General features: G+C 57.7%; 14 protein-coding genes. 4 read left to right on the top strand and 10 right to left on the bottom strand.

The window, feature by feature from the left end; translation table 11 throughout:
- Window positions 1–29 precede the first annotated feature (29 nt).
- The 7 genes from glgX to bla form a co-directional block, all read right to left on the bottom strand.
- On the bottom strand, window positions 30–2,108 hold the full coding sequence (gene glgX, locus AAIG26_RS03045; protein ID WP_343179617.1) for a glycogen debranching protein GlgX: 2,079 nt from the start codon (window positions 2,106–2,108) through the stop codon (window positions 30–32).
- A 71-nt stretch (window positions 2,109–2,179) separates the two neighbouring features.
- Entirely contained in the window at window positions 2,180–4,690 is a 2,511-nt protein-coding gene (gene treY / locus AAIG26_RS03050; RefSeq protein WP_343179618.1) for a malto-oligosyltrehalose synthase, read from the bottom strand.
- Window positions 4,687–6,474: a malto-oligosyltrehalose trehalohydrolase gene (gene treZ / locus AAIG26_RS03055; protein ID WP_343179619.1), complete on the bottom strand. Its 1,788-nt coding sequence runs from the start codon at window positions 6,472–6,474 to the stop codon at window positions 4,687–4,689. The genes treY and treZ overlap by 4 nt, the downstream gene beginning before the upstream one ends.
- A gap of 106 nt (window positions 6,475–6,580) precedes the next feature.
- Window positions 6,581–7,222, bottom strand: a complete 642-nt coding sequence (gene fdnI / locus AAIG26_RS03060; protein ID WP_016496119.1) for a formate dehydrogenase-N subunit gamma — start codon at window positions 7,220–7,222, stop codon at window positions 6,581–6,583.
- Window positions 7,215–8,102 carry a formate dehydrogenase subunit beta gene (gene fdxH, locus AAIG26_RS03065; RefSeq protein ID WP_343179620.1) on the bottom strand — a complete coding sequence of 296 codons (888 nt, stop codon included), beginning with the start codon at window positions 8,100–8,102 and terminating at the stop codon, window positions 7,215–7,217. Before fdxH ends, fdnI begins: the two co-directional genes overlap by 8 nt.
- 12 nt (window positions 8,103–8,114) lie before the next feature.
- Window positions 8,115–11,165: a formate dehydrogenase-N subunit alpha gene (gene fdnG / locus AAIG26_RS03070; RefSeq protein WP_343179621.1), complete on the bottom strand. Its 3,051-nt coding sequence runs from the start codon at window positions 11,163–11,165 to the stop codon at window positions 8,115–8,117.
- Between the two features lie 162 nt (window positions 11,166–11,327).
- Window positions 11,328–12,197, bottom strand: coding sequence for a class A beta-lactamase (gene bla, locus AAIG26_RS03075; protein ID WP_343179622.1), 870 nt, complete (start codon window positions 12,195–12,197; stop codon window positions 11,328–11,330).
- A gap of 45 nt (window positions 12,198–12,242) precedes the next feature.
- On the opposite strand from bla, the gene AAIG26_RS03080 reads away from it, so the two are divergent.
- Window positions 12,243–13,184 carry a zinc-dependent alcohol dehydrogenase family protein gene (locus tag AAIG26_RS03080; protein ID WP_343179623.1) on the top strand — a complete coding sequence of 314 codons (942 nt, stop codon included), beginning with the start codon at window positions 12,243–12,245 and terminating at the stop codon, window positions 13,182–13,184.
- Here the strand turns inward: AAIG26_RS03080 and AAIG26_RS03085 are convergent.
- Entirely contained in the window at window positions 13,181–14,005 is an 825-nt protein-coding gene (locus AAIG26_RS03085; RefSeq protein WP_343179624.1) for an SDR family oxidoreductase, read from the bottom strand. The genes AAIG26_RS03080 and AAIG26_RS03085 overlap by 4 nt on opposite strands.
- Window positions 14,006–14,106: 101 nt before the next feature.
- Between AAIG26_RS03085 and AAIG26_RS03090 the strand changes: the two genes are divergently transcribed.
- Both AAIG26_RS03090 and AAIG26_RS03095 read left to right on the top strand, forming a co-directional pair.
- Window positions 14,107–15,009 carry a LysR family transcriptional regulator gene (locus AAIG26_RS03090; RefSeq protein ID WP_045508496.1) on the top strand — a complete coding sequence of 301 codons (903 nt, stop codon included), beginning with the start codon at window positions 14,107–14,109 and terminating at the stop codon, window positions 15,007–15,009.
- 180 nt (window positions 15,010–15,189) lie between these two features.
- Window positions 15,190–15,918 carry a metallophosphoesterase gene (locus AAIG26_RS03095; RefSeq protein ID WP_045508497.1) on the top strand — a complete coding sequence of 243 codons (729 nt, stop codon included), beginning with the start codon at window positions 15,190–15,192 and terminating at the stop codon, window positions 15,916–15,918.
- A gap of 49 nt (window positions 15,919–15,967) precedes the next feature.
- Here AAIG26_RS03095 and AAIG26_RS03100 read toward each other — a convergent pair whose 3' ends face one another.
- Together AAIG26_RS03100 and nifJ are read right to left on the bottom strand one after the other, a co-directional pair.
- Window positions 15,968–16,465: a cupin domain-containing protein gene (locus AAIG26_RS03100; protein ID WP_016496127.1), complete on the bottom strand. Its 498-nt coding sequence runs from the start codon at window positions 16,463–16,465 to the stop codon at window positions 15,968–15,970.
- 309 nt (window positions 16,466–16,774) lie between these two features.
- Window positions 16,775–20,287, bottom strand: a complete 3,513-nt coding sequence (gene nifJ, locus AAIG26_RS03105) for a pyruvate:ferredoxin (flavodoxin) oxidoreductase (RefSeq protein ID WP_343179625.1) — start codon at window positions 20,285–20,287, stop codon at window positions 16,775–16,777.
- Window positions 20,288–20,655: 368 nt separating this feature from the next.
- On the opposite strand from nifJ, the gene nifH reads away from it, so the two are divergent.
- Window positions 20,656–21,537 carry a nitrogenase iron protein gene (gene nifH, locus AAIG26_RS03110; RefSeq protein WP_016496129.1) on the top strand — a complete coding sequence of 294 codons (882 nt, stop codon included), beginning with the start codon at window positions 20,656–20,658 and terminating at the stop codon, window positions 21,535–21,537.
- Window positions 21,538–21,539 lie beyond the last annotated feature (2 nt).

Raw genomic sequence — 21,539 nt, forward strand, 5'->3', positions numbered from 1 at the left:
GGCTAGCATGTCGCCTGGCGCATCACTGCTTACGGACGACGGAACAGCACGATGCTGCGCCCTTCGAGTTCGAAATCCTTCTCTTTGGTAATAACAACCCCGCGTTTCGCGCTATCGGCGGTGGTCAGCTCCAGCACCCAGCCGCCTTCGCCGAACTGCGGAATGCGAAACGGCACCGTGCCTTCAAACGGGTTAAACAGCATCAGCACGTCATGCCAGATCCCCTCTTCTTCCTGCAAATCCGGGCGTCCGATATAAACACCGAGCGTCGTACCTTCATCCCACTGCTCCGGTAACTGCTCGCCGCCACCGGCGTTGTACCAGCGGATCTCCATGCCATCGCGCCAGTTTTCGCGCCGCAGGATCGGCTGTGATGCCCGCAGCGCAATAACATGACGGGTAAATTCCCGCAGCGCTTCCCCGTTGCCGCTGTGCGGCGCATCCCAGTCGATCCACGAGATTTCGCTGTCCTGACAGTAGCCATTGTTGTTGCCCTGCTGGGTGCGGCCAAACTCATCCCCGGCCAGCAGCATTGGCGTGCCGTGGGAGAAAAACAGCGTCGCAAGGAAGTTGCGTTTTTGCCGTTCGCGCACGGTGTTGATGCCTTCGTCGTCGGTCACCCCTTCCGCGCCGTAGTTGTAGGAGCGGTTGTCATTGTGACCGTCGTTATTGTCTTCGCCGTTGGCTTCATTATGTTTTCCGTTGTACGACACCAGATCGTTCAGCGTAAAACCGTCGTGGGCAGTAATAAAATTCACGCTTGCCCACGGGCGACGTCCGCGCTGATCGTACAGATCGCCGGAGCCCAGCAGGCGGGCGGCAAAGTCCGTCGAGACGTTATCGCCCTTCCAGTATTCACGCAGCGTGTCGCGGTATTTATCGTTCCACTCTGCCCAGCCCGGCGGGAAACCGCCCACCTGATAACCACCGGGGCCGATGTCCCACGGTTCGCCAACCAGTTTCAGCCTGGATAACAGCGGATCCTGCGTCATGGCATCAAAAAAGCCGCCGCGCTGGTCGAACCCTTCCGGCTCGCGCCCGAGAATGGTGCCCAGATCGAAGCGAAAACCGTCGATATGCATCGATTCTGCCCAGTAACGCAGCGAATCCATCACCATCTGCAATACGCGCGGGTGCGACGTGTTCACCGTGTTGCCGGTGCCGGTGTCATTGATGTAGTAACGGTGCTGATCCGGCAATGTGCGGTAATAAGAGAAGTTATCGATACCTTTAAACGACAGGGTTGGCCCCAGTTCGTTGCCTTCTGCCGTGTGGTTATAAACCACATCGAGGATCACTTCGATACCGGCATCGTGAAACGCCCGCACCATATCGCGAAAGCCCTGAATGCCGCGCGGCCCGTAATAACGCGACGCCGGGGCGAAGAAACCAAGCGTGTTATAGCCCCAGAAGTTGCGCAGCCCCTTATCGAGCAAATGCTGGTCGTCCGGGAACCAGTGAACCGGCAGCAGTTCGACAGAGGTAATACCGAGGCTTTTGATGTACTCCACCGAGGCCTTATGTCCCATCCCTTCAAACGTGCCGCGCAGTTCCGGCGGCAGCGCCGGATTAAGCTGGGTGAAGCCTTTCACATGGGTTTCGTAGAAAACCGTACGTGGCCAGGGAATATTCGGCCGTGCGCCGTCCTGCCAGTCGAACGCGTGGGGATCGATAACCCGGCACTTGGGCGTAAACGGCGCGCTGTCCTGGGTATCAAAGGTCAGATCTTTATCTTCATGGCCTAAATCATAAGCGTAATGGGCCGTGTTCCATTCGATATCCCCGACCAGTTCACGGGCATAAGGGTCAATCAATAATTTATTCGGGTTAAACCGGTGGCCGTTTTCCGGCTCAAACGGGCCATGCACCCGGTAGCCGTATAACGCGCCGGGTTGCAGGCCTGGCACATAACCGTGCCAGATCTCGTGCGTGTTTTCCGGCAGATCAAACCGAGCGATCTCCTGCTTGCCATCGGGCGCGTATAAACAGAGCTCCACACGATGCGCATGCGCTGAAAAAAGGGCAAAGTTAACGCCCTCACCGTCGTAATTCGCACCGAGTTGCTGGCCGTGCCCCGCCGTAATGTAAAACTGTTTTCCGTCAGACATTGCTTCCCCTTGATCGCCTGTAAAGTCTCACCAGACATAACGATTGATGAACCGCACCCTTTTCTTCGCAATCATGCACTGACCAGTACCGCAAAGGTGAAACCGCCTATCGATCGCAGATTCACTTTGTCGGTGAGAAAAACCTCCTCTGAGCTGAGTATGTCCCGGTAACGCCGATTCGCTAGTTCCGCCGGCAGGGCAATATTGGCGCCCGCCAGGCTGCCGTCGATGGCATCGAACAGCAGACGCGGGGCGAGCACAATTAACGCATCCTCGTTTTCCACGCGCGCAAAGGCGATCAGGTGCTCCGCCTCTTCACCCGCAACGGTCAACGGCAGATAAGCGCCCCGGCGGAACAACGACGGCATCTGCTGGCGTAAATGCAGCAGCCGGTAGATGAAAAATTGCTTTAACTGCCCGCTCGACCAGCTCTCCTGCGAATGCGGATCGGCCTGTTCTTCGTCTACCAGCAGGCGTTCAAGCTCGGCGTAATCCGGCTCCAGCCGGTTATCCGGGTCGACCAGGCTGAAATTGAGCGCTTCGCTGCCCTGATAAATATCCGGTACGCCGGGTGCCGTCAGTTTGATCACCGTTTGCGTCAGGCTATTGACCAGCCCTGCGCGAATAAAGGACTGTAGCGAGGCGGTAAAATCGGTTAAAAACTCGCGATTCTCCGGCGACAACAAATGACGCACGTAATCAAGCACCGCCTGTTCATAGGCGTCGTTAGTCTCGATCCAGTCAGTACGCTGTTTCGCTTCGCGCAGCGCTTTTTCAACAAATGCCACAAACCGCTCTTCCAGCGCACGCAAACCTTCCACGTCATCGGCTTGTAAGTTGACCGGCCAGACGCCCGCCAGCGCCTGATAGATCATCCACGCCACCATCGGTCGCGGGGCGTGTCCATCGTCCAGCAGTTGCACTTTGCTATGGTTCATCTGCCGCCAGCGCGCCACGCAATCGGCCCAGCGCTCGGGCGCTTCCGTCAGGGTATAGAGCCGCGCCCTGGCGTCTTCCCCGCGTTTGGTGTCATGGGTTGAGGTGCCGGAAAGCGCATCCGGCTGGCGCTCAAGCCGGGTTTGCATCTCTGCGTGGAAACGATCGAGCGAAAAGGTGCGCGGTAGTGGCTCCGCGCCGACTTCGTTAAGCGCCAGATCGACATGCTGGCGGAAAAAGAGCGTATCTTCGACGGATTTCGCCATCAGCGGGCCGGTAAGCTGCTGAAAGCGGGTACGAAAACGTGCCGCCGCACCGAGCGCGCTTTTCGCCACATCGCCGACTAAAATGCGGCGCACAAAATCGAGCGCGGCAGCGTCCGGCGCATACGGACTGCGCTGAACGTTCTCCACCACCTTGTTTAACAGCGCGGTGTCAGCCTCCGGTAGCCCCTGTTCCGTGCCATAGGTGCGATAAACCGGGAAAGCGATCAGCAGTTCGCGCAGCGCCTGGCGTACCGTGTCCTCATGCGGCACCGGGATTTCCGCGTGACCAATAGTGAGCGCCAGCGACACCAGCACGCTGAATTCGCCGTTAAAGTTACGATCGACCATCAGCAGCTTGGCGTCGCGCAGCTCCTCGCGCATATTCACGCGCCGCCCGGCAACGCTGTCGTAGGCTTTGCGCAGGTTAGCGAGCTTGGCGTCATCGACCAGCACATCCGACAGCGCAGCGATAAATTCATACCCGGTGGTGCCGGAAACCGGCCAGTCCGCCGGAAGATGCTCGCCTTTGCCGAGGATCTTCTCCACCGTGAGGTAACACTCAGGCCCCACCTTCTGGCGTAAGCGCGTCAGATACCCCTGCGGATCGGCCAGCCCGTCAACGTGATCGATTCGCAAACCGTCCACCGCGCCGCTGTGCACCAGTTCAAGGATCAGCCGGTGCGCATCATCAAATACCGCTTCATCTTCCACGCGCACGCCAACCAGGCCGGTGATTTCAAAAAAGCGTCGGTACGAGAGGTCATTCGCCGCATCGCGCCAGCTCATTAACCGCCAGGGCTGCTGCGCATGAATGTCAGCGATTAGCGTGTGATCGGTCTCGCCGATGAGTGCCTGCTCCCGCCCTTGCCAGCTCTCTGCCACCAGCGGATAAAAGTTGTCGTAATAGGCCAGCGCCGGTTCACCGGTCAGCGGATCGGCTTTGATCGCCAGCTCGCCGTTTGCAAGCACGGTGTCAAAATCATCACCGAGAAACGGCAGCGTCAGCCGCCGCGACCAGTCGATGTCGAAATGGTGGGCATACGGGCTTTTCTCGCCTTTGGCTATCACATCGCGCCACCAGGCGTTTTCCAGCGAGGCGGCCATATGGTTTGGCACAATATCCAGAATCAGCCCCAGCCCGGCGTTTTTTAACGCACTCACCAGCCGGTCAAACCCGCCGCGCCCGCCAAGCGTCGGATCGATCTCATTGGCGTTAGTGACGTCATAACCGTGGGTGGAGCCACTGGCAGCGGTAAAAATGGGCGAAGCATAAAGGTGGCTGATACCAAGGTGTTTAAGATACGGAACCAGCGCCGCGGCGCGATCAAACGTCATTCCGTTACGAAACTGCAAGCGGTAAGTGGCGGTTGGCGTATTCACATTCCCTCTCCCAAAGCCAGACGAACAATGAACGCGTTCGGCGGTAAGTCATCCTGCCCGCGCGGCCAGGCCACCAGCGTTTTGCCGGGTAGTTCCGGCAACGGTTGCGAGGCTTCGCCAATATTGAGCGCCAGCGATAATGTCCCCTGCGGGAAGCGCCAGCGGACCGCGATAAACCCCGGCGCGGTGGCGATCACTTCCCCATTTTGCCGCTGCGCATTTGTCAGCAGCGGCACCACATATTTCTGGCGCAGCGTCAGCCAGTCGCGGGTTTGCGTCAGCCAGCGCTGGCCGGTCTCCTGCTGCGTTTTCGCCCAGTCCAGTTGTGAACGGGTAAAGGTTTCAGGCGCGTTCGGATCGGGAACCGCTTCCCCCTCATGTCCCGCATGGCCCTGGAATTCCCGCGCGCGCCCTTCACGCACGGCGCGCGCCAGATCGCCGTGAAAATCGGTAAAGAACAGGAAAGGATTGGTTTCGCCATACTCTTCGCCCATAAACAGCAGCGGAATATGCGGGGAAAAGAGCAGTGCGCCGAGCAGCACGCGCGTTCTCTCCTCGCCCGCCAGCGTGATGAGCCGCTCGCCCTGGGCGCGGTTGCCGGTCTGATCGTGGTTCTGGATAAAATCGACAAACGCCACCGGCGGCTGGTTACGGCTGTCCACTCCGCGCGGTTCACCGGTTGACGGGGCAACTTCCCCCTGAAACGCAAACCCTTCAGTTAACGCGCGCGCCAGCCAGACTTCAGGCTTATCCGCAAAATCCTGGTAATAGGCATGGGTTTCGCCGGTGGCAAACACATGCGCGGCATTGTGCAGATCGTCGTTCCACTCGGCGGTAAACAGCGGCGCACGCCCATCCGGCTCACGCGGATGCAGCGCAATAATATTGCGGCAATCTTCGGTGGTCAGATGCACCGGCCGGTCGGTGATCTCCTCGCGAATACGGCGGGCAATCTCCACCAGCACCGGTGGCTCGGCGCTGTCTTCAATCTGATCGATGGCATCAAATCGCAGCCCGTCCAGGTTGTATTCGTTGAGCCAGTAGAGCGGCGCTTCAACGATATAACGCCGCACGGCGTCAACGTCATACGCGATGCCCGGCCCCCACGGCGTCTGGCGTTCGGCGTGGAAAAAATCCGGCGACAGCGCGGGCAAATAGTTGCCTTCCGGGCCAAAGTGGTTGAGCACAATATCCAGCACCACTGAAAGGCCGTAGCCATGAGCCGCGTCGATGAAGGCTTTAAAATCATCCGGCGTGCCGTAAGCCGAGTGCGGCGCATAAAGCAGCACGCCGTCATAGCCCCAGCCGCGATTGCCGCCAAACTGGGAAACGGGCATCACTTCTATCATGGTGATGCCGAGTTGCGCGAGGTGCGGCAATTTTTCCATCGCCGCGCGAAACGTTCCCTGCGGAGTGAATGTCCCGATATGCAGCTCATAGACTATGGATTCTGCCCACGGGCGGCCCTGCCACTGCGGGTGTTGCCAGACGTAATGATCCGGGTCGACGACCAGTGAAGGACCGTTAACGTCGGCGGCCTGCGCGCGCGAGGCGGGATCGGGAACCGCCATGCCGTTGCTCAGGAGATACTGGTACGCCGTACCAACGGCGATATTATCGACGGTCAGTTCAAACCAGCCGTCATCAAGGCGTTGCATTGGCAATTCGCCAGCCGGTAAACGCAGTGAAACCTGCTGCTGCCCGGTGGCCCATAACCGAAAACGCACGCGACCATTCGCGAGGTATTCGGCTCCCCAGCTTTTACAAAACGATTTCGACGCCATGCAATTACCTCTCCACGATGTCACGAAGAACAATCATAGTCGATAATCTGCAAAGCCATTGGCGGGCCGCCCGGTCATGCACGCGCATACCGGGCGGTGAGTTGCGTTACTGCTGTTGTTTTTCTTCTGCGGCTTCGACTTCGCGATACCAGCGCGGATGGTGCTTCTTCGCCCAGCGGCGGCTCACGTTGCCTTCAATCATGCCTTTGATCGACCCTTTCACCCAGAACGCCATATACATGTGCACCAGGATGGCGAGCATCAGGATAATGGCGCTGGTGGCATGCGCCAGCAAACACCAGCGAATCAGCCAGATGGGGAAAAAGTGGGCAAAGTACGGTCGCCAGATCACCACGCCCGTCGCCAGCAGCAGCGAAATCATGCTCATGATGGTCCAGAACATCATTTTTTGCCCGGCGTTATATTTGCCGACATCCGCCACCTTGTGCTCGTTGCCTTTTAGCACCTCAACAATGTTTTTCAGCCACGGCAGATCTTTCTTGTCCGGAATGTTGTGGTGCACAAAGCGCACGAACATAAACATCAGGATCAGAAAGATCAGCACGCCAAAGAACGGGTGCAGAATGCGCCCCATCTGCGGTGTGCCGAAGGTTTGCGTCAGCCAGTGCAGCGTCGGGAAAAAGAGCGCGATACCGGATAACGCCACCAGGAAAAAGCAGATCACCACCGTCCAGTGGCACGCCCGGTCGATAAATTTGGTGCGCAGGATCATTTTGCTTTTATTCATGGTCGTGCTCCTCTTCATCGTCATCCGTCTCTTTGTTCGGCCCTACGCCGATGTAGTGGAACAGCAGACCGGCAAAGGTGGCGATAAACCCGGCGGCGGAGAGCGGCTTGAGGATGCCTTTCCACACATTAACCGGCACATCGATTTTCGGTTCCGCAGGCAGGTTGTGATACAGCCCCGGCTGGTCGGCATGATGCAGCACATACATCACATGCGTACCGCCCACGCCCTGCGGGTTGTATACCCCCGCGTTGACGTAACCGCGTTTTTGCAACTGTGCCACGCGCTGCTCGCCAAGCTCCAGCATCTCGGCTTTGGTACCAAAATGAATCGCCCCGGTCGGGCAGGTTTTCACACACGCGGGCTCCTGGCCGACGCTGACGCGATCGACACAGAGCGTGCATTTGTAGACCCGGTTATCGTCCGGGTTGAGACGCGGCACGTTGAACGGGCAACCGGCAATGCAGTAGCCGCAGCCAATGCAGTGCTCCGACTGGAAATCGACAATCCCGTTGGCGTACTGAATGATCGCGCCCGCCGACGGGCAGGCTTTCAGGCAGCCCGGCTCCGCGCAGTGCATACAGCCATCTTTGCGGATCAGCCACTCCAGCTTGCCGTTCTGCTCGGTTTCGCTAAAGCGCATCACCGTCCAGCATTTGGCGCTTAAATCGAGCGGGTTGTCATACACCCCGGCGCAATACCCCACCTCATCGCGGATATCGTTCCACTCGGAACAGGCCACCTGACAGCCTTTACAGCCGATACAGGTGGACACATCAATCAGCTTTGCCACTTCGGCCCGGAAATCCCGTGCCTGCGGCGGCGGCGTAAAACCGTTGGTCGCTGAACGTTTAATAATGTCTTGTGATTGCATGGACATGGTTTCGCTTCCTTACGCCTTCTCAATATTGACCAAAAACGCCTTGTATTCCGGCGTCTGCGAGTTAGCGTCGCCCACCGATGGCGTCAGCGTGTTAGCAAGGAAGCCTTTACGCGTGGCCCCTTCAAAACCCCAGTGGCACGGAATGCCGACGGTGTCGACCCGGCGACCGTCAATGGTCAGGGTTTGCAAACGCTTCGTGACCACCGCTTTGGCTTTGATAAAACCGCGTTTCGACATCACCTTCACGTCGTCGCCGGCGAGAATGCCCTTCTCTTTTGCCAGCGCTTCGCCAATCTCAACGAACTGATCCGGCTGCGCGATGGCATTAAGGCGGGCATGTTTCGTCCAGTGGCGGAACAGCTCGGTTATTGAGTAGGTGGTGGCGACATACGGGAAAGCATCCGCTTTGCCCATATTGGCGTTGTCGGCGGCGAAAATACGCGCTACCGGGCTGGAAACCACTTCCGGGTGCAGCGGGTTGGTGCCAATTGGCGATTCAATCGGCTCGTAGTGTTCCGGGAACGGGCCGTCGTTCATCTTGTCGATGGAGAACAGGCGCGCCACGCCTTCCGGGTTCATGATAAACGGCCCGACATTGCTGCCTGGCGCAGCCTGGCTGTAATCGGCAACGTCCATACCTGTCCAGCGCTGACCATCCCAGTGCAGCAGTGCGCGCTTCGCATCCCACGGTTTACCCGCCGGATCGGCAGAGGCGCGGTTGTAAAGAATGCGGCGGTTCGCCGGCCATGACCACGCCCAGCCCGGCGTACAGCCCAGCCCGTACGGATCGCTGTTATCACGGTTCGCCATCTGGTTTCCGCGCTCCGTCCAGCTACCGCAGTACACCCAGCAGAAGCTGCTGGTGGAGCCGTCATCGCGCAGTTGCGCAAAGCTGCTTAACTGCTCGCCTTTTTTGGCAATCAGCGTGCCTTTGTCGTCATACAGATCGCGCAGCGCTTTACCGTTGGCTTCGCGAGCCACCTCTTCCGGATGCGGATCGTACGGATCGTTATAATCCCAGGACATGTTCAGCAGCGGTTCCGGGTTGGCTCCGCCTTCGGCCTGATACAACTCGCGCAGGCGTATAAACAGGCGTCCCAGGATTTTGGCGTCGTGCAATGCCTCTCCCGGCGGCTCGGCGGCGGCCCAGTGCCATTGCAACCAGCGCCCGGAGTTGGCGATGGAACCGTCCTCTTCAGCAAAGCAGGAGGATGGCAGACGGAACACCTCGGTCTGAATTTCCGCCGGATTGACGTCGTTCATCTCGCCGTGGTTCTGCCAGAAGGTGGAGGATTCAGTCGCCAGCGGATCGATAACCACCATGTATTTCAGTTTCGCCAGCGCGCGTGATGACTTGTTCTTATCCGGGAAAGCCGCCAGCGGGTTGAACCCCTGCACGATATAACCGTTGATTTTGCCTTCGAGCATCAGCTCGGCCTGGGTCATCACATCGTAGAGACGATCCCACTTCGGCAGCCAGTCGTAACCCCAGTTGTTCTCCGCCGTGGCGCGATCGCCCCAGAAACTCTTCATCATGCTGATGAAAAACTTCGGCGTGTTCTGCCAGTAGTTCACTTCGTTCACCCCCAGTGACGGCGGGGTGATTTGCGAAATATAGGTCTGGTAATCCGGCTGTTTCTCGGACGGCAGCGGCATATAACCCGGCAGGTTGGTCGACAGCAGGCCTAAGTCGGTATAGCCCTGAATATTCGAGTGGCCCCGCAGCGCGTTCACGCCGCCGCCCGCCATACCGATATTACCGAGCAGCAGTTGCAGCATCCCCGCCGCGCGAATGATCTGCGCCCCGGCCGAGTGGTGCGTCCAGCCCAGCGCATAAAGAATGGTAGCGGTACGGTTCGGCACGCTGGTGCTGCCGAGCACCGAGCAAACATGGGTGAAATCTTTTACCGTGGTGCCGCACAGGCGGCTGACCATTTCCGGGGTGTAGCGCGCAACGTGGGCTTTCAGCAAGTTCCACACGCAGCGCGGATGGCTCAGCGTCTCGTCGCGCAACGCATTGCCCTGGGCGTCGAGTTGGTAGAACCAGCTTGATTTGTCGTACTGGCGTTTTTGCCCGTCGTAGCCGCTGAACAGGCCGTCGTTAAAGGCGTAATCTTCGCGAATAATCAGGCTGGCATTGGTGTAGTGGCGCACATATTCATGCTGGATCTGGTCATGTTCAATCAGATAGCGGATCGCGCCAAGCAAAAACGCGGTGTCGGAACCGGCGCGGATCGGCGCATAGAAATCGGCCACCGCCGCACTGCGGTTAAAGCGCGGATCGACGACCATCACGGTGGCGTTGTTTTTGGTTTGCGCTTCCACCACCCACTTAAAGCCGACCGGGTGCGCTTCGGCGGCGTTACCGCCCATGATCAGCACCACGTTGGCGTTTTTGATGTCCACCCAGTTATTGGTCATCGCGCCGCGGCCAAAGGTCGGTGCCAGCGCGGAAACGGTCGGGCCGTGGCACAACCGCGCCTGACAGTCGATCGCCACCATGCCCAGCGCACGGGTAAATTTGCCGTCAAGAATGCCGGTCTCATTACTGGCGGCGGAAGAACAGAGCATGCCGGTAGTGGTCCAGCGATTGACCGTTACGCCCTGCGCATTTTTTTCAATAAAGTTTTCATCGCGATCTTTTTTCATTAACCGCGCAATTTTATCAATTGCTTCATCCCAGCTAATTCGCTGCCATTTATCGGAACCCGGCGCGCGATATTGCGGATGTAATAAACGATTTTCGCTGTGAATATAGTCCAGAACGCCAGCGCCTTTCGGGCACAATGAACCCCGGCTCACCGGATGATCGGCGTCGCCTTCAATGTGATAAATACTTTCACTGACATTTTTCGCATTATCACCGAGGCTGTACATCAGCATGCCGCAGCCGACTGAACAATAGGTGCAGTTATTTCGTGTCTCTTTTGCTTTTAAGAGTTTATATTGACGGGTTTCCGCGTGAACGGAAAAAGAAGATAAAAATCCGAGAGATGCGACAGTGCTTCCTGCCAGACCGCCCGCGCAGATCCGAAAGAACTGCCTCCGGTTGAGCTCCATTTGTCCTCCAGCTTAAACTTAAGACATGAAAAGGGACGGAGATTATAAGGATATTCTCAACACTTAACCATTATCCATTTATGGTTATTTTTGCGGGTAATTTGGGGCAGGAAGTTATTTAACTAAAATAAGTGGCAGAGATTTTTCTCTCTGCCCTTTTTATTACTTCGTCGCGCTGAATATGGCTTTGCCGATGCGGGCAATGGCGTCATTACTTTGCGCCATTGTCGCTTTAGTATCCGTTATATAAATAGATACAATACGAGGCGCGCCTTTTTTCGGCCAGACAATACTGATAATCGAACGCGAACCATAATCGCCCGCCCCGGTTTTATCGCCAATCACCCAGCCTTTTGGCAACGTGGAACGCAGCAGCGCATCGGCGACTTTATCCTCTTTCATCCACTGCACCAGTTGCGCGCGCGAACGCGGCGTTAATAGCTCGCCGAGCGCCAGCTTTTGCAGCGTGTGGCTGACAGCCAGCGGCGTGGTGGTATCGCGCAAATCGCCCGGCACGGCGCTGTTGAGTTCAGGTTCCGCGCGATCGAGTCGCGTGACACTGTCACCTGAATCAGCAAAGAAACGCGTCACCGCTGCCGGTCCGCCCAGCTTTTTCGCCAGCACATTTGCCGCCGTGTTGTCACTTTCAGTGATTGCCGCGCTGCACAGTTGCTGCCAGCTCATCGAAGCAGGCGCAACAAACTTGCTGGTCACCGGCGACCAGGTCACCAGCTCGCTTTGCGCAAACTGAGTGGTCTCATTTAACGCCAGTTCGCCTTTGTCGGCCTTGCTCAGCAACGCGCCGCACAGCAGCGCTTTGTGGGTGCTGTTAAGCGGAAAACGCTCATCGCCGCGGTAGCTCACCGTCTCACCGCTGGCGGTATCCACTACCGCAATGCCGATGCGTGCGCCTAAATGTTCTTCCTGCAGGCGAGCCACCGCCGTCAGCGTGGCGTTATCAATATTGGCGGCGCTGGCGGCAAACGCGCTCAATAGCAGTAAAGAACAGATTGATTTCACTGGGAAAAACATAGGTATAATCCTTGTTCAGACAGAGCAACATCACGAGTGGGCATCATGTATAACACCGCGTTAGTGTACAGAAGTTTCGGCGAACCGCAGACTGTTCTGCAAACTGAAACCACCGCGCTGGCACCGCTTCCGGCAGGACAGGTTCGCGTCAAAATGCGCCTTGCGCCGGTGAATGCCTCAGATGTGATCCCGGTCACCGGCGCCTACAGCCACCGCATCACCCTGCCCGCCGTCGCGGGTTATGAAGGCGTGGGCGTGGTAACAGAAACGTCCGGGTCAGACGCGCATCTGCTGGGCAAACGTGTGTTGCCGCTGCGCGGTCAGGGCACCTGGCAGCAGTATGTTGATTGCCCGGCGGAGCTGGTTGTGCCGGTGCCGGATGATATTGACGATACGCTCGCCGCCCGCGCCTACATCAATCCGCTGGCCGCGCAGATGATGCTGGAACGTTACCCGGCTCACGGCCAACATGTGCTGGTCACCGCGGCGGGTTCTGACTGCGCCGGTTACCTTGCGCAGTGGGCCAGGCTTCAGGGGGCGAAAAGCGTGACCGGTATTTATCGTTCCGCCATTCATGCCAGCCGCCTGGCGGCCTGCGGCGTGATACCGCTGGCCGATACGGACAGCACCGCCATCAAACGGGCGGCGGGGAAAGCCAGCGTTATTTATGACGCCACCGGCGGCACACTGGCAGAAACGCTGCTGCAATCAATGCCGAAAACGGGGCAATTTATCAGCTACGGTTTGCTCTCCGGGCAGCCATTCAGCATCCGCCAGCGCTTACCCGCGGTCCACTGGTTCCATGTGCGTAACTATCTCGACGCGATGACGGCAGATAGCTGGCAGCAGGCGTTTTGCACACTCTGGCAGCGGCTGCGCATAACACCCGTGAGCGAGGTCACGCTGACAGATTTTCAGCAGTGGCGGCAGGCTATCACGCTGTATCAGACGCCAGGCCGGATAGCCAAACCGCTGTTGTCGTTTTAATCCCGGTCGGCGGAATACGCCACATCGCGCTGGCGCTCAATTTCCGCTAATCGGGCGCGGAGCGATGCCACCAGGTGCGCCCAGGCAAGGCTGCCCAGTGGCACCCGGAACGGCGGCGCGGGGGCATCTGCCGCTGCGATAATTGCATCAACTGTGCGCTGCGCATCGCCTTTTATGTCAAAACTGCCGTTGGCGATCCCCCGGCGCACCTCGCCCGCAGGCGTATCGTCATAGACCGCGAGCGGCGTGGCGTGATCGAGCCCGGCACCGAAGCCGGTTTGCGTTGGGCCGGGCTCGGCAATCACAATATCGACACCAAACGGTTTCACCTCCTGCGCCACCGATTCCAGAAAGCCTTCAATACCCCACTTACTGGCGTGGTAAAGGCTGAAATTGGGGTACGCTACCTGGCCGCCTTCCGAAGAGACCTGCACAATCCGCCCGCCGCGCTGCGCGCGCAGCCACGGTAATACGGCACGCACTAACTGAATGGAGCCGGTAAGATTGGTAGCGATCTGCCGCTCAATTTGCGCATCGCTGACCTCTTCTGCCGCGCCAAACAAGCCGTAGCCGGCGTTGCTTACCACCCGTTCAATCACACCAAAAGTGGTAAACGCGGCATCCACTTCGCGGCGCAGCGCCGCGCTGTCGGTCATATCAAAACAGCTGACGTGCAGCCGCGACGCATATTGCGCCTGTAATGCATTCAGCGCGTCCGCGCGCCGTACACAGGCCACCACGCGGTCGTCGCGCGCCAGCAGCGTTTGCGTCATCAGTAATCCCAGCCCGGACGAAGCGCCGGTAATCAGCCATGTCGTCATAAATACCTCCACATGTATTCCGGTGAGTGGATAGCGTAAGCAACCGGCACTGCTATGATAAGACGCACCAATCGGCATGCAGCGGTGAAAAATACTCAACAATGAAAAATGTCACTCTCGCAGATTTAAAAGCATTCCTGCTGGTCGCGCAGCACCGCAGCTTTCAACAAGCTGCCAATGAACTGGGAGTGTCCCGTTCCTCGCTGAGCCACGCTATGCGCGGGCTGGAAAGCCAGCTTGGCGTGCGCCTGTTACATCGTACAACCCGCAGTGTTTCGCTGACGGAAGAAGGCGCGGCGTTGTTGCAGCGCATTGATCCCCTGCTCAACCAGTTAGATATGGCGCTGGATGCCACCCGCTTTCGCCCGCAGGAGCTGCACGGCACGCTGCGCATTAACGCCAATGAAGGTGGTGCGCGCTGGCTGCTGGCGCACGTGGTTGACGGTTTTTTACAGGCGCACCCGCAGGTGGTGCTGGATATTGTCACCGAAGGACGGCTGGTGGATATCGTCGCCGAAGGGTTTGATGCGGGCGTGCGGCTGGCGGAGTCCGTACCGCTCGATATGATTGCGGTACCGTTCGGCGGGCCGATCCGCTTTATCGCCATCGCCTCGCCGCAATATCTGCACAGCGCGGGTATACCGCAAAGCCCGGCAGATCTTTTGCGCCACCGCTGTATCGCCCAGCGTTTGCCGAGCGGAAAACGTTATCGCTGGGAGTTTGTGCAACATGGCAAGCCGCTGACGCTCAACGTGCCCGGCAATTTATGTCTTGATAACAGCGCGCTGATGGTCGAGGCGGTGGTAAAAGGCTTCGGCATTGCTTATGTCCCCGAACCTTATGCCCGCGAGGCGATCAACAACGGGCTGGCACAACAGGTGTTGTCGCCGTTCAGCCCGCCGATTGCTGGTTTATGTCTCTATTATTCCGGTCACCGGCAAATACCGGCGACGTTGAAGGCGTTTATCGCCGCCATCCGTGAGGCCAACGAAGCCATGCTGTAACGCTCAGTCGTTAATTAACTGTCCGGTGTGCAGATCCAGGCGGAAATCGCACCTGCCGTCCGGCAGATCCCAGTCGCCGGAGCCATATACCACACCATCAATGCAGTCACTTATGCCGTTTTTACAGTGAGCCTGGTTAGGCTACGCTTTGACGGTGAAAACGGATAACCCGGAGAGAGAATGCTGATTGCCCAACTGAGCGATATTCATGCCGCGCCGGATAATGACAATCTGCAGCGCCTGCAGCGCGCCATCGACTGGTTGCTTGAGCTTAAACCCGATCTGCTGGTGGTGAGCGGTGATTTAACTGATGACGGCTGGGGGGCAGGCTATCGCGCCATTGACCACGCATTACAGCGTCTGGCGTGCCGCTCGCTGATCCTGCCCGGCAATGCCGATGATAAAACCGGGATGTGTGAAAATCTGGCCGCTTTTGCTCACCGATCTGCGCATGACGCGCTGCATTTTCATGAGCACATAAATAACGTGCCGGTGATTGGCGTGGATGTGACCGTAACCGGTGAAAGCCGGGGCGATATCCGCCCACATCTGCACTGGCTGGAAGCGGCGCTGCGCGCGCAGCCGCAACCGGCGATGGTCTTTTTGCACCAGCACCTTTTCCCGAGCGGCATTGCCCCGCTGGATAACGCCATGTGTGATGGCGGCGAGGCACTGGCGCAACTGCTGGCGCGCTTACCGCATCCGCCGCTGGCGCTGTGCGCCGGCCACGTCCACCGCGCGATGTCCGCCACCTTTGCCGGTATCCCGGCGTATCTTTGCGGCTCCATCTGCCCGGCGAACCCGCTGATGCTCAATGCTCAGCACATCCCGGCGGTAAGCGATCCACCTGCACTTCTCATTCACGAACTGCGCGGTGATACCCGCGTTAGCCATTTTGTCAGCCTGTAGCGGGTATCGCCCATGCGCCGGTTTTCCCTTCGCGCCGGGGCGATGGTTTTCACGGCTCGCCTTCCCAGTAATCCACACCTGCACCGCGAAATTCGACGCGCCGGAAGTCATCCCGGCCGTTTGTACGTGCTCTCGCGAGGAATTTATCGGCGTCCGGGTATTCGCAGATTTCCGGGCTTTCCATAGTGCTAATCGAGATATAACGCAGCGGTTGTTCAGAGGTATTGATAATCTGGTGCGGCCACGCTTTGCCTGGCGGAATGCAGATAACATCCCCTTCCTGGATGGGCCGTTCTTCATCGCCGATGCGCAACGTACCGTTGCCGTTCAGCACAATAAACATCTCTTCCTGCGCGTGATGCAGATGAAACGGACAGGCACGTTTGCCCGGTGGCAAAATATCGATCGACGCGCCGAGTTTACTGGCGAGGGTGCCTTTGGTCAGCGAGCCGCCGAGTGATTCATACAGCGGCGGGCGCACGAAGTTTTCCATTTCGATATGGTTAAAATTGCGGATGACAAACGCAGGCGAGGTTTCGTCGTTCATAAACAGTTCCGGTAAAGAGTTCCTGTTTAGTATTGAAACGCCCGTTCGGCCTGTCAATTCGTGCTGAAAATATAACGTTGCTGATCGCTAACTCAGGTGGGTTTTCGCGTTCATAAACAGTTCCAGTAAGGGGCTGATGTACAGGATTGAAACACCCCTTCTGGCTGTCAATTCATGGGGAAAATTAGCGTGGATGATCCCACTCGCCATCGACAATGTGTGCGGGCGTGAAAATGTTCTCTGCGTTATTCGCCATACCGGCTACGGGTGTCTATCAGCCCGGTAGCGACGCCACCGGGCTTCAGCACCTTACTCTCCCGCCAGCCGCTGATAGCGGGCAAAACGCTGCTTCGCATCCTGTTCAGTTTGTGCAAATAGCTGTTCGGACAGTGATGGCGAGATGCGCTCGAGCGAGGCATAGCGCACTTCGCCGAGCAGAAACTCGCGAAAATCCTCTTCCGGCTCGTCGGAGTCGAGAATAAACGGGTTTTTCCCTTTTTCCAGCAGTTGCGGATTATGGCGCCATAAATGCCAGTAACCCGCGTCGACCGCCCGTTTCGCCTCGCGCATACTGCATCCCATACCGGTTTTCAGGCCGTGGTTGATGCATGCGGCATAGGCAATCACCAGCGACGGTCCGGGCCAGGCTTCCGCCTCGGCAATCGCCCGCAATGTCTGGGCTTTATCGGCACCCATCGCCACCTGCGCGACATACACATTGCCGTAGTTAACCGCCATCATGCCGAGATCTTTTTTGCGCGTCCGCTTGCCTTCAGCGGCAAATCGGGCGATGGCCGCCGCAGGGGTTGATTTTGACGACTGCCCGCCGGTATTGGAGTAAACCTCGGTATCAAACACCAGAATATTGACGTCCTCGCCGGAGGCCAGCACATGATCCAGCCCGCCGAAGCCAATGTCATAGGCCCAGCCGTCGCCGCCAAAAATCCACTGCGATCGCTTGGCGAAATAGTCGCGGTTTTGATACAGCCGGTTGAGCAGCGGGTCATCCCCCTTCTGCTGTTCAAGTAACGCGCTGAGCTGCCCGGCGCGCGCCTGCGTCCCGTCGCCGAGATCTTTATGCTCCAGCCACTGGCGCAGCGCCTGCTCAAGGTCTGCGCCAAGCGGTAATTCCAGCGCTTTTCGCGCATCGCTGGCGATCTGTTCGCGTAATGCGCGACCGCCCAGCATCATGCCAAGGCCATACTCGGCGTTATCTTCAAACAACGAGTTCGCCCACGCCGGCCCCTGGCCTTTATGGTTTGTCGTCCACGGAATGGACGGCGCGCTGGCCCCCCAGATTGACGAGCAGCCTGTGGCATTGGCGATCATCATGCGGTCGCCAAACAGTTGCGTGACCAGCCGCGCATACGGCGTCTCTCCGCACCCGGCACACGCGCCGGAAAACTCCAGCAGCGGTGTTTCAAACTGGCTGCCTTTAACGGTCGTTTTGCTGAAGGGATTGGCTTTGGGCGATAGACCTACCGCATGATCCCAGACAGGAACCATCGCCCGCTGGCTCTCCAGCGGTTGCATGGTCAGCGCCTTGCCTTTCGCCGGGCAGATATCCGCACAGTTACCGCACCCGGAACAATCCAGCGGCGAAATCGCCAGATGGTATTCATACCCTTTCGCTCCCTGCGCCGGTTTGCTCAACAGCGCAGGCGGCGCGGCTTGCCGCTCGGCCTCATCCAGCAGCGCCGGGCGCACCGCCGCATGCGGGCAAATAAACGCACATTGATTGCACTGGGTGCAGCCTTCAGGGTTCCAGACCGGCACCTGCAGGGCGATACCGCGTTTCTCCCAGGCGGCGGTGCCGGGTGGGAACGAGCCATCTTCCCGGCCCATAAAGGCGCTGACCGGCAGTTTGTCGCCGCACTGGCGATTCATTGGCTCAAGAATATCGCGAATAAAGTCCGGCATCAGGCGCGTATCCTCACTGGCATTATCTTCCAGCCATGCCCAGCGCTCCGGCACCATCACTTCCTGCAGCGCCTCCATGCCAAGATCGATGGCGGCATTGTTCATATCCACCACTTTCTGCCCTTTCCGCCCGTAAGATTTCTCAACGGCCTGCTTCAGATAACGCGACGCCGTTTGGGGTTCGATAATGCCCGCCAGTTTAAAAAACGCCGCCTGCATCAGCATATTAAAACGCCCGCCCAACCCCAGCCTGCGGGCGATGTCCACCGCGTTGAGGGTGTAAAAGCGCACGCCCTGGCGCGCAATGTAGCGCTTCATCGCGTTGGGCAGCCGCGCCTCCAGCTCTTCGCCAAACCAGGTACAGTTGAGCAGAAATGTCCCGCCGGGGTTTAACCCTTCCAGCAGATCATATTTATCGACATACGATTGCTGCGAGCAGGCAATAAAGTCAGCTTTATTAATCAGATAGGGCGAGGTGATGGGCCGTTCGCCAAAACGCAGATGCGACACGGTAATGCCGCCCGATTTTTTCGAGTCATAGGCAAAATAGGCTTGCGCATACATCGGTGTGTTGTCACCGATGATCTTAATCGCGCTTTTGTTGGCGCTGACAGTGCCATCCGATCCCAGCCCCCAGAATTTACAGGCGGTGATCCCCTCGCGTGAAACCTGCACGTCCCAGGCAGGCAGCGGCAGCGAAGTGTGGGTGATGTCGTCAAAAATACCCAGCGTAAAGCCATCTTTTGGCAGCGGTTTTTTCAGGTTTTCAAACACCGAGACAATATCTCCCGGCAGCACATCTTTACCGCCCAGCCCGTAGCGACCGCCGACAATTAACGGCGCGTTATCGTGGTGGTAAAAGGCATTTTTCACATCCAGACATAACGGCTCGGCCTGCGCACCCGGCTCTTTGGTGCGATCGAGCACCGCGATGCGTTTCACGCTGGACGGGATCCGGGCAAAGAAATGCGCCAGCGAAAACGGGCGAAACAGATGCACCGTCAGCAGGCCGACTTTTTCACCGCTATCGCAAAGGGCGTCCACGACATCCGAAATGGTGTCGCACACCGACCCCATCGCCACAATGATTTGTTCGGCATCTTCCGCACCGTAGTAATCAAACAAATGGTATTCGCGCCCGGTGAGGGCAAAGATTTCCGCCATATAGTTTTCGACAATTTCCGGCAAGGCATCGTAATAGCGATTAGCCGCTTCGCGCGCCTGAAAGTAGATATCCGGGTTTTGCGCCGTCCCGCGGATCACCGGATGTTCCGGGTTCAGCGCATTGCGGCGAAAGCGGTTCAGCGCATCGTTATCCAGCAGCGGCGCGAGTTCGTCATACTCCAGCACCTCGATTTTCTGGATCTCGTGCGAAGTACGAAACCCGTCGAAAAAGTTGATAAACGGCACACGACCTTTGATTGCCGACAGATGCGCCACCGCCGAGAGATCCATTACCTGCTGGACATTGCTCTCGGCCAGCATCGCGCAGCCGCACTGGCGCACCGCCATCACATCCTGATGATCGCCGAAAATGTTCAGCGAATTTGTCGCCAGCGCCCTCGCGCTCACGTGAAACACGCCGGGTAGCAGTTCACCGGCAATTTTGTACAAGTTAGGGATCATCAATAACAATCCCTGCGACGCGGTGTAGGTGGTGGTGAGCGCTCCGGCCTGAAGCGCGCCGTGGACCGCGCCAGCCGCCCCCGCTTCCGACTGCATCTCCATTAAACGCACCGGCTGGCCAAACAGGTTTTTTTTGCCCGCCGCAGCCCATTCATCGACGTTTTCCGCCATCGGCGTGGAGGGCGTAATCGGGTAAATCGCCGCGACATCAGTAAAGGCATAGGAGATCCAGGCTGCCGCTGCGTTGCCATCCATCGTTTTCATCTTTCCGGACATTGCTCGTTCCTCGGTTCTTAGAGGTGGTGATGCCCTGGCTATTGCACAGCCTGTGCCATCTCAGTTATTTCAGTGAATACAAGCAATTAGTCACCGGGGCTGGAAATGGATTGCGTGGAATAAGACAGTGGACGCGACAGCTTGTTGAACTGCCGACAAAGTGTCACGCCGTGGCGGGCGGCCACGACCGCAAACAGAATTGTGCTGTTTCGTACAATTGGTCAGATGATTGTGAACTCTTTGTTCCTTCCCTCTTCTTCGCCAAAATATAAAATCAATACAAATCAATAAATTAATCACTCTGGCATGGCTGGTATGTTCCCTGCACAAGGAAGTGTGGCAAACACATAACCAACAGGAGAAACACCATGACCATGCGTCAATGCGCCATTTACGGCAAAGGTGGGATCGGCAAATCGACCACCACACAGAACCTGGTCGCCGCGCTGGCGGAGATGGGTAAAAAAGTAATGATTGTCGGCTGCGACCCGAAAGCCGACTCCACGCGTTTGATCCTGCATGCGAAAGCGCAGAACACCATTATGGAGATGGCTGCTGAAGTTGGCTCCGTGGAAGACCTGGAATTAGAAGACGTGCTGCAAATCGGTTACGGCGGCGTGCGCTGCGCAGAATCAGGCGGCCCGGAGCCAGGCGTGGGTTGTGCCGGTCGCGGGGTGATCACCGCGATTAACTTCCTTGAAGAAGAAGGCGCTTACGTGCCGGATCTCGATTTTGTTTTCTACGACGTGCTGGGCGATGTGGTATGCGGTGGTTTCGCCATGCCGATTCGTGAAAACAAAGCGCAGGAGATCTACATCGTTTGCTCTGGCGAAATGATGGCGATGTACGCTGCCAATAACATCTCCAAAGGCATCGTGAAGTATGCCAAATCCGGCAAAGTGCGCCTCGGCGGGCTGATTTGTAACTCGCGCCAGACCGACCGTGAAGATGAACTCATCATTGCGCTGGCAGAAAAACTCGGCACGCAAATGATCCACTTTGTTCCCCGCGACAACATTGTGCAGCGTGCGGAAATCCGCCGTATGACGGTTATCGAATATGACCCGACCTGCAATCAGGCAAATGAATATCGCAGCCTTGCCAGCAAAATCGTCAACAACACCAAAATGGTGGTGCCAACCCCCTGCACCATGGATGAGCTGGAAGCGCTGCTGATGGAGTTCGGCATTATGGATGTGGAAGACACCAGCATCATTGGTAAAACCGCCGCCGAAGAAAACGCCGTCTGATC

Source organism: Kosakonia sp. PSU_27, from assembly GCF_039409795.1.
Taxonomy (GTDB): domain Bacteria; phylum Pseudomonadota; class Gammaproteobacteria; order Enterobacterales; family Enterobacteriaceae; genus Kosakonia.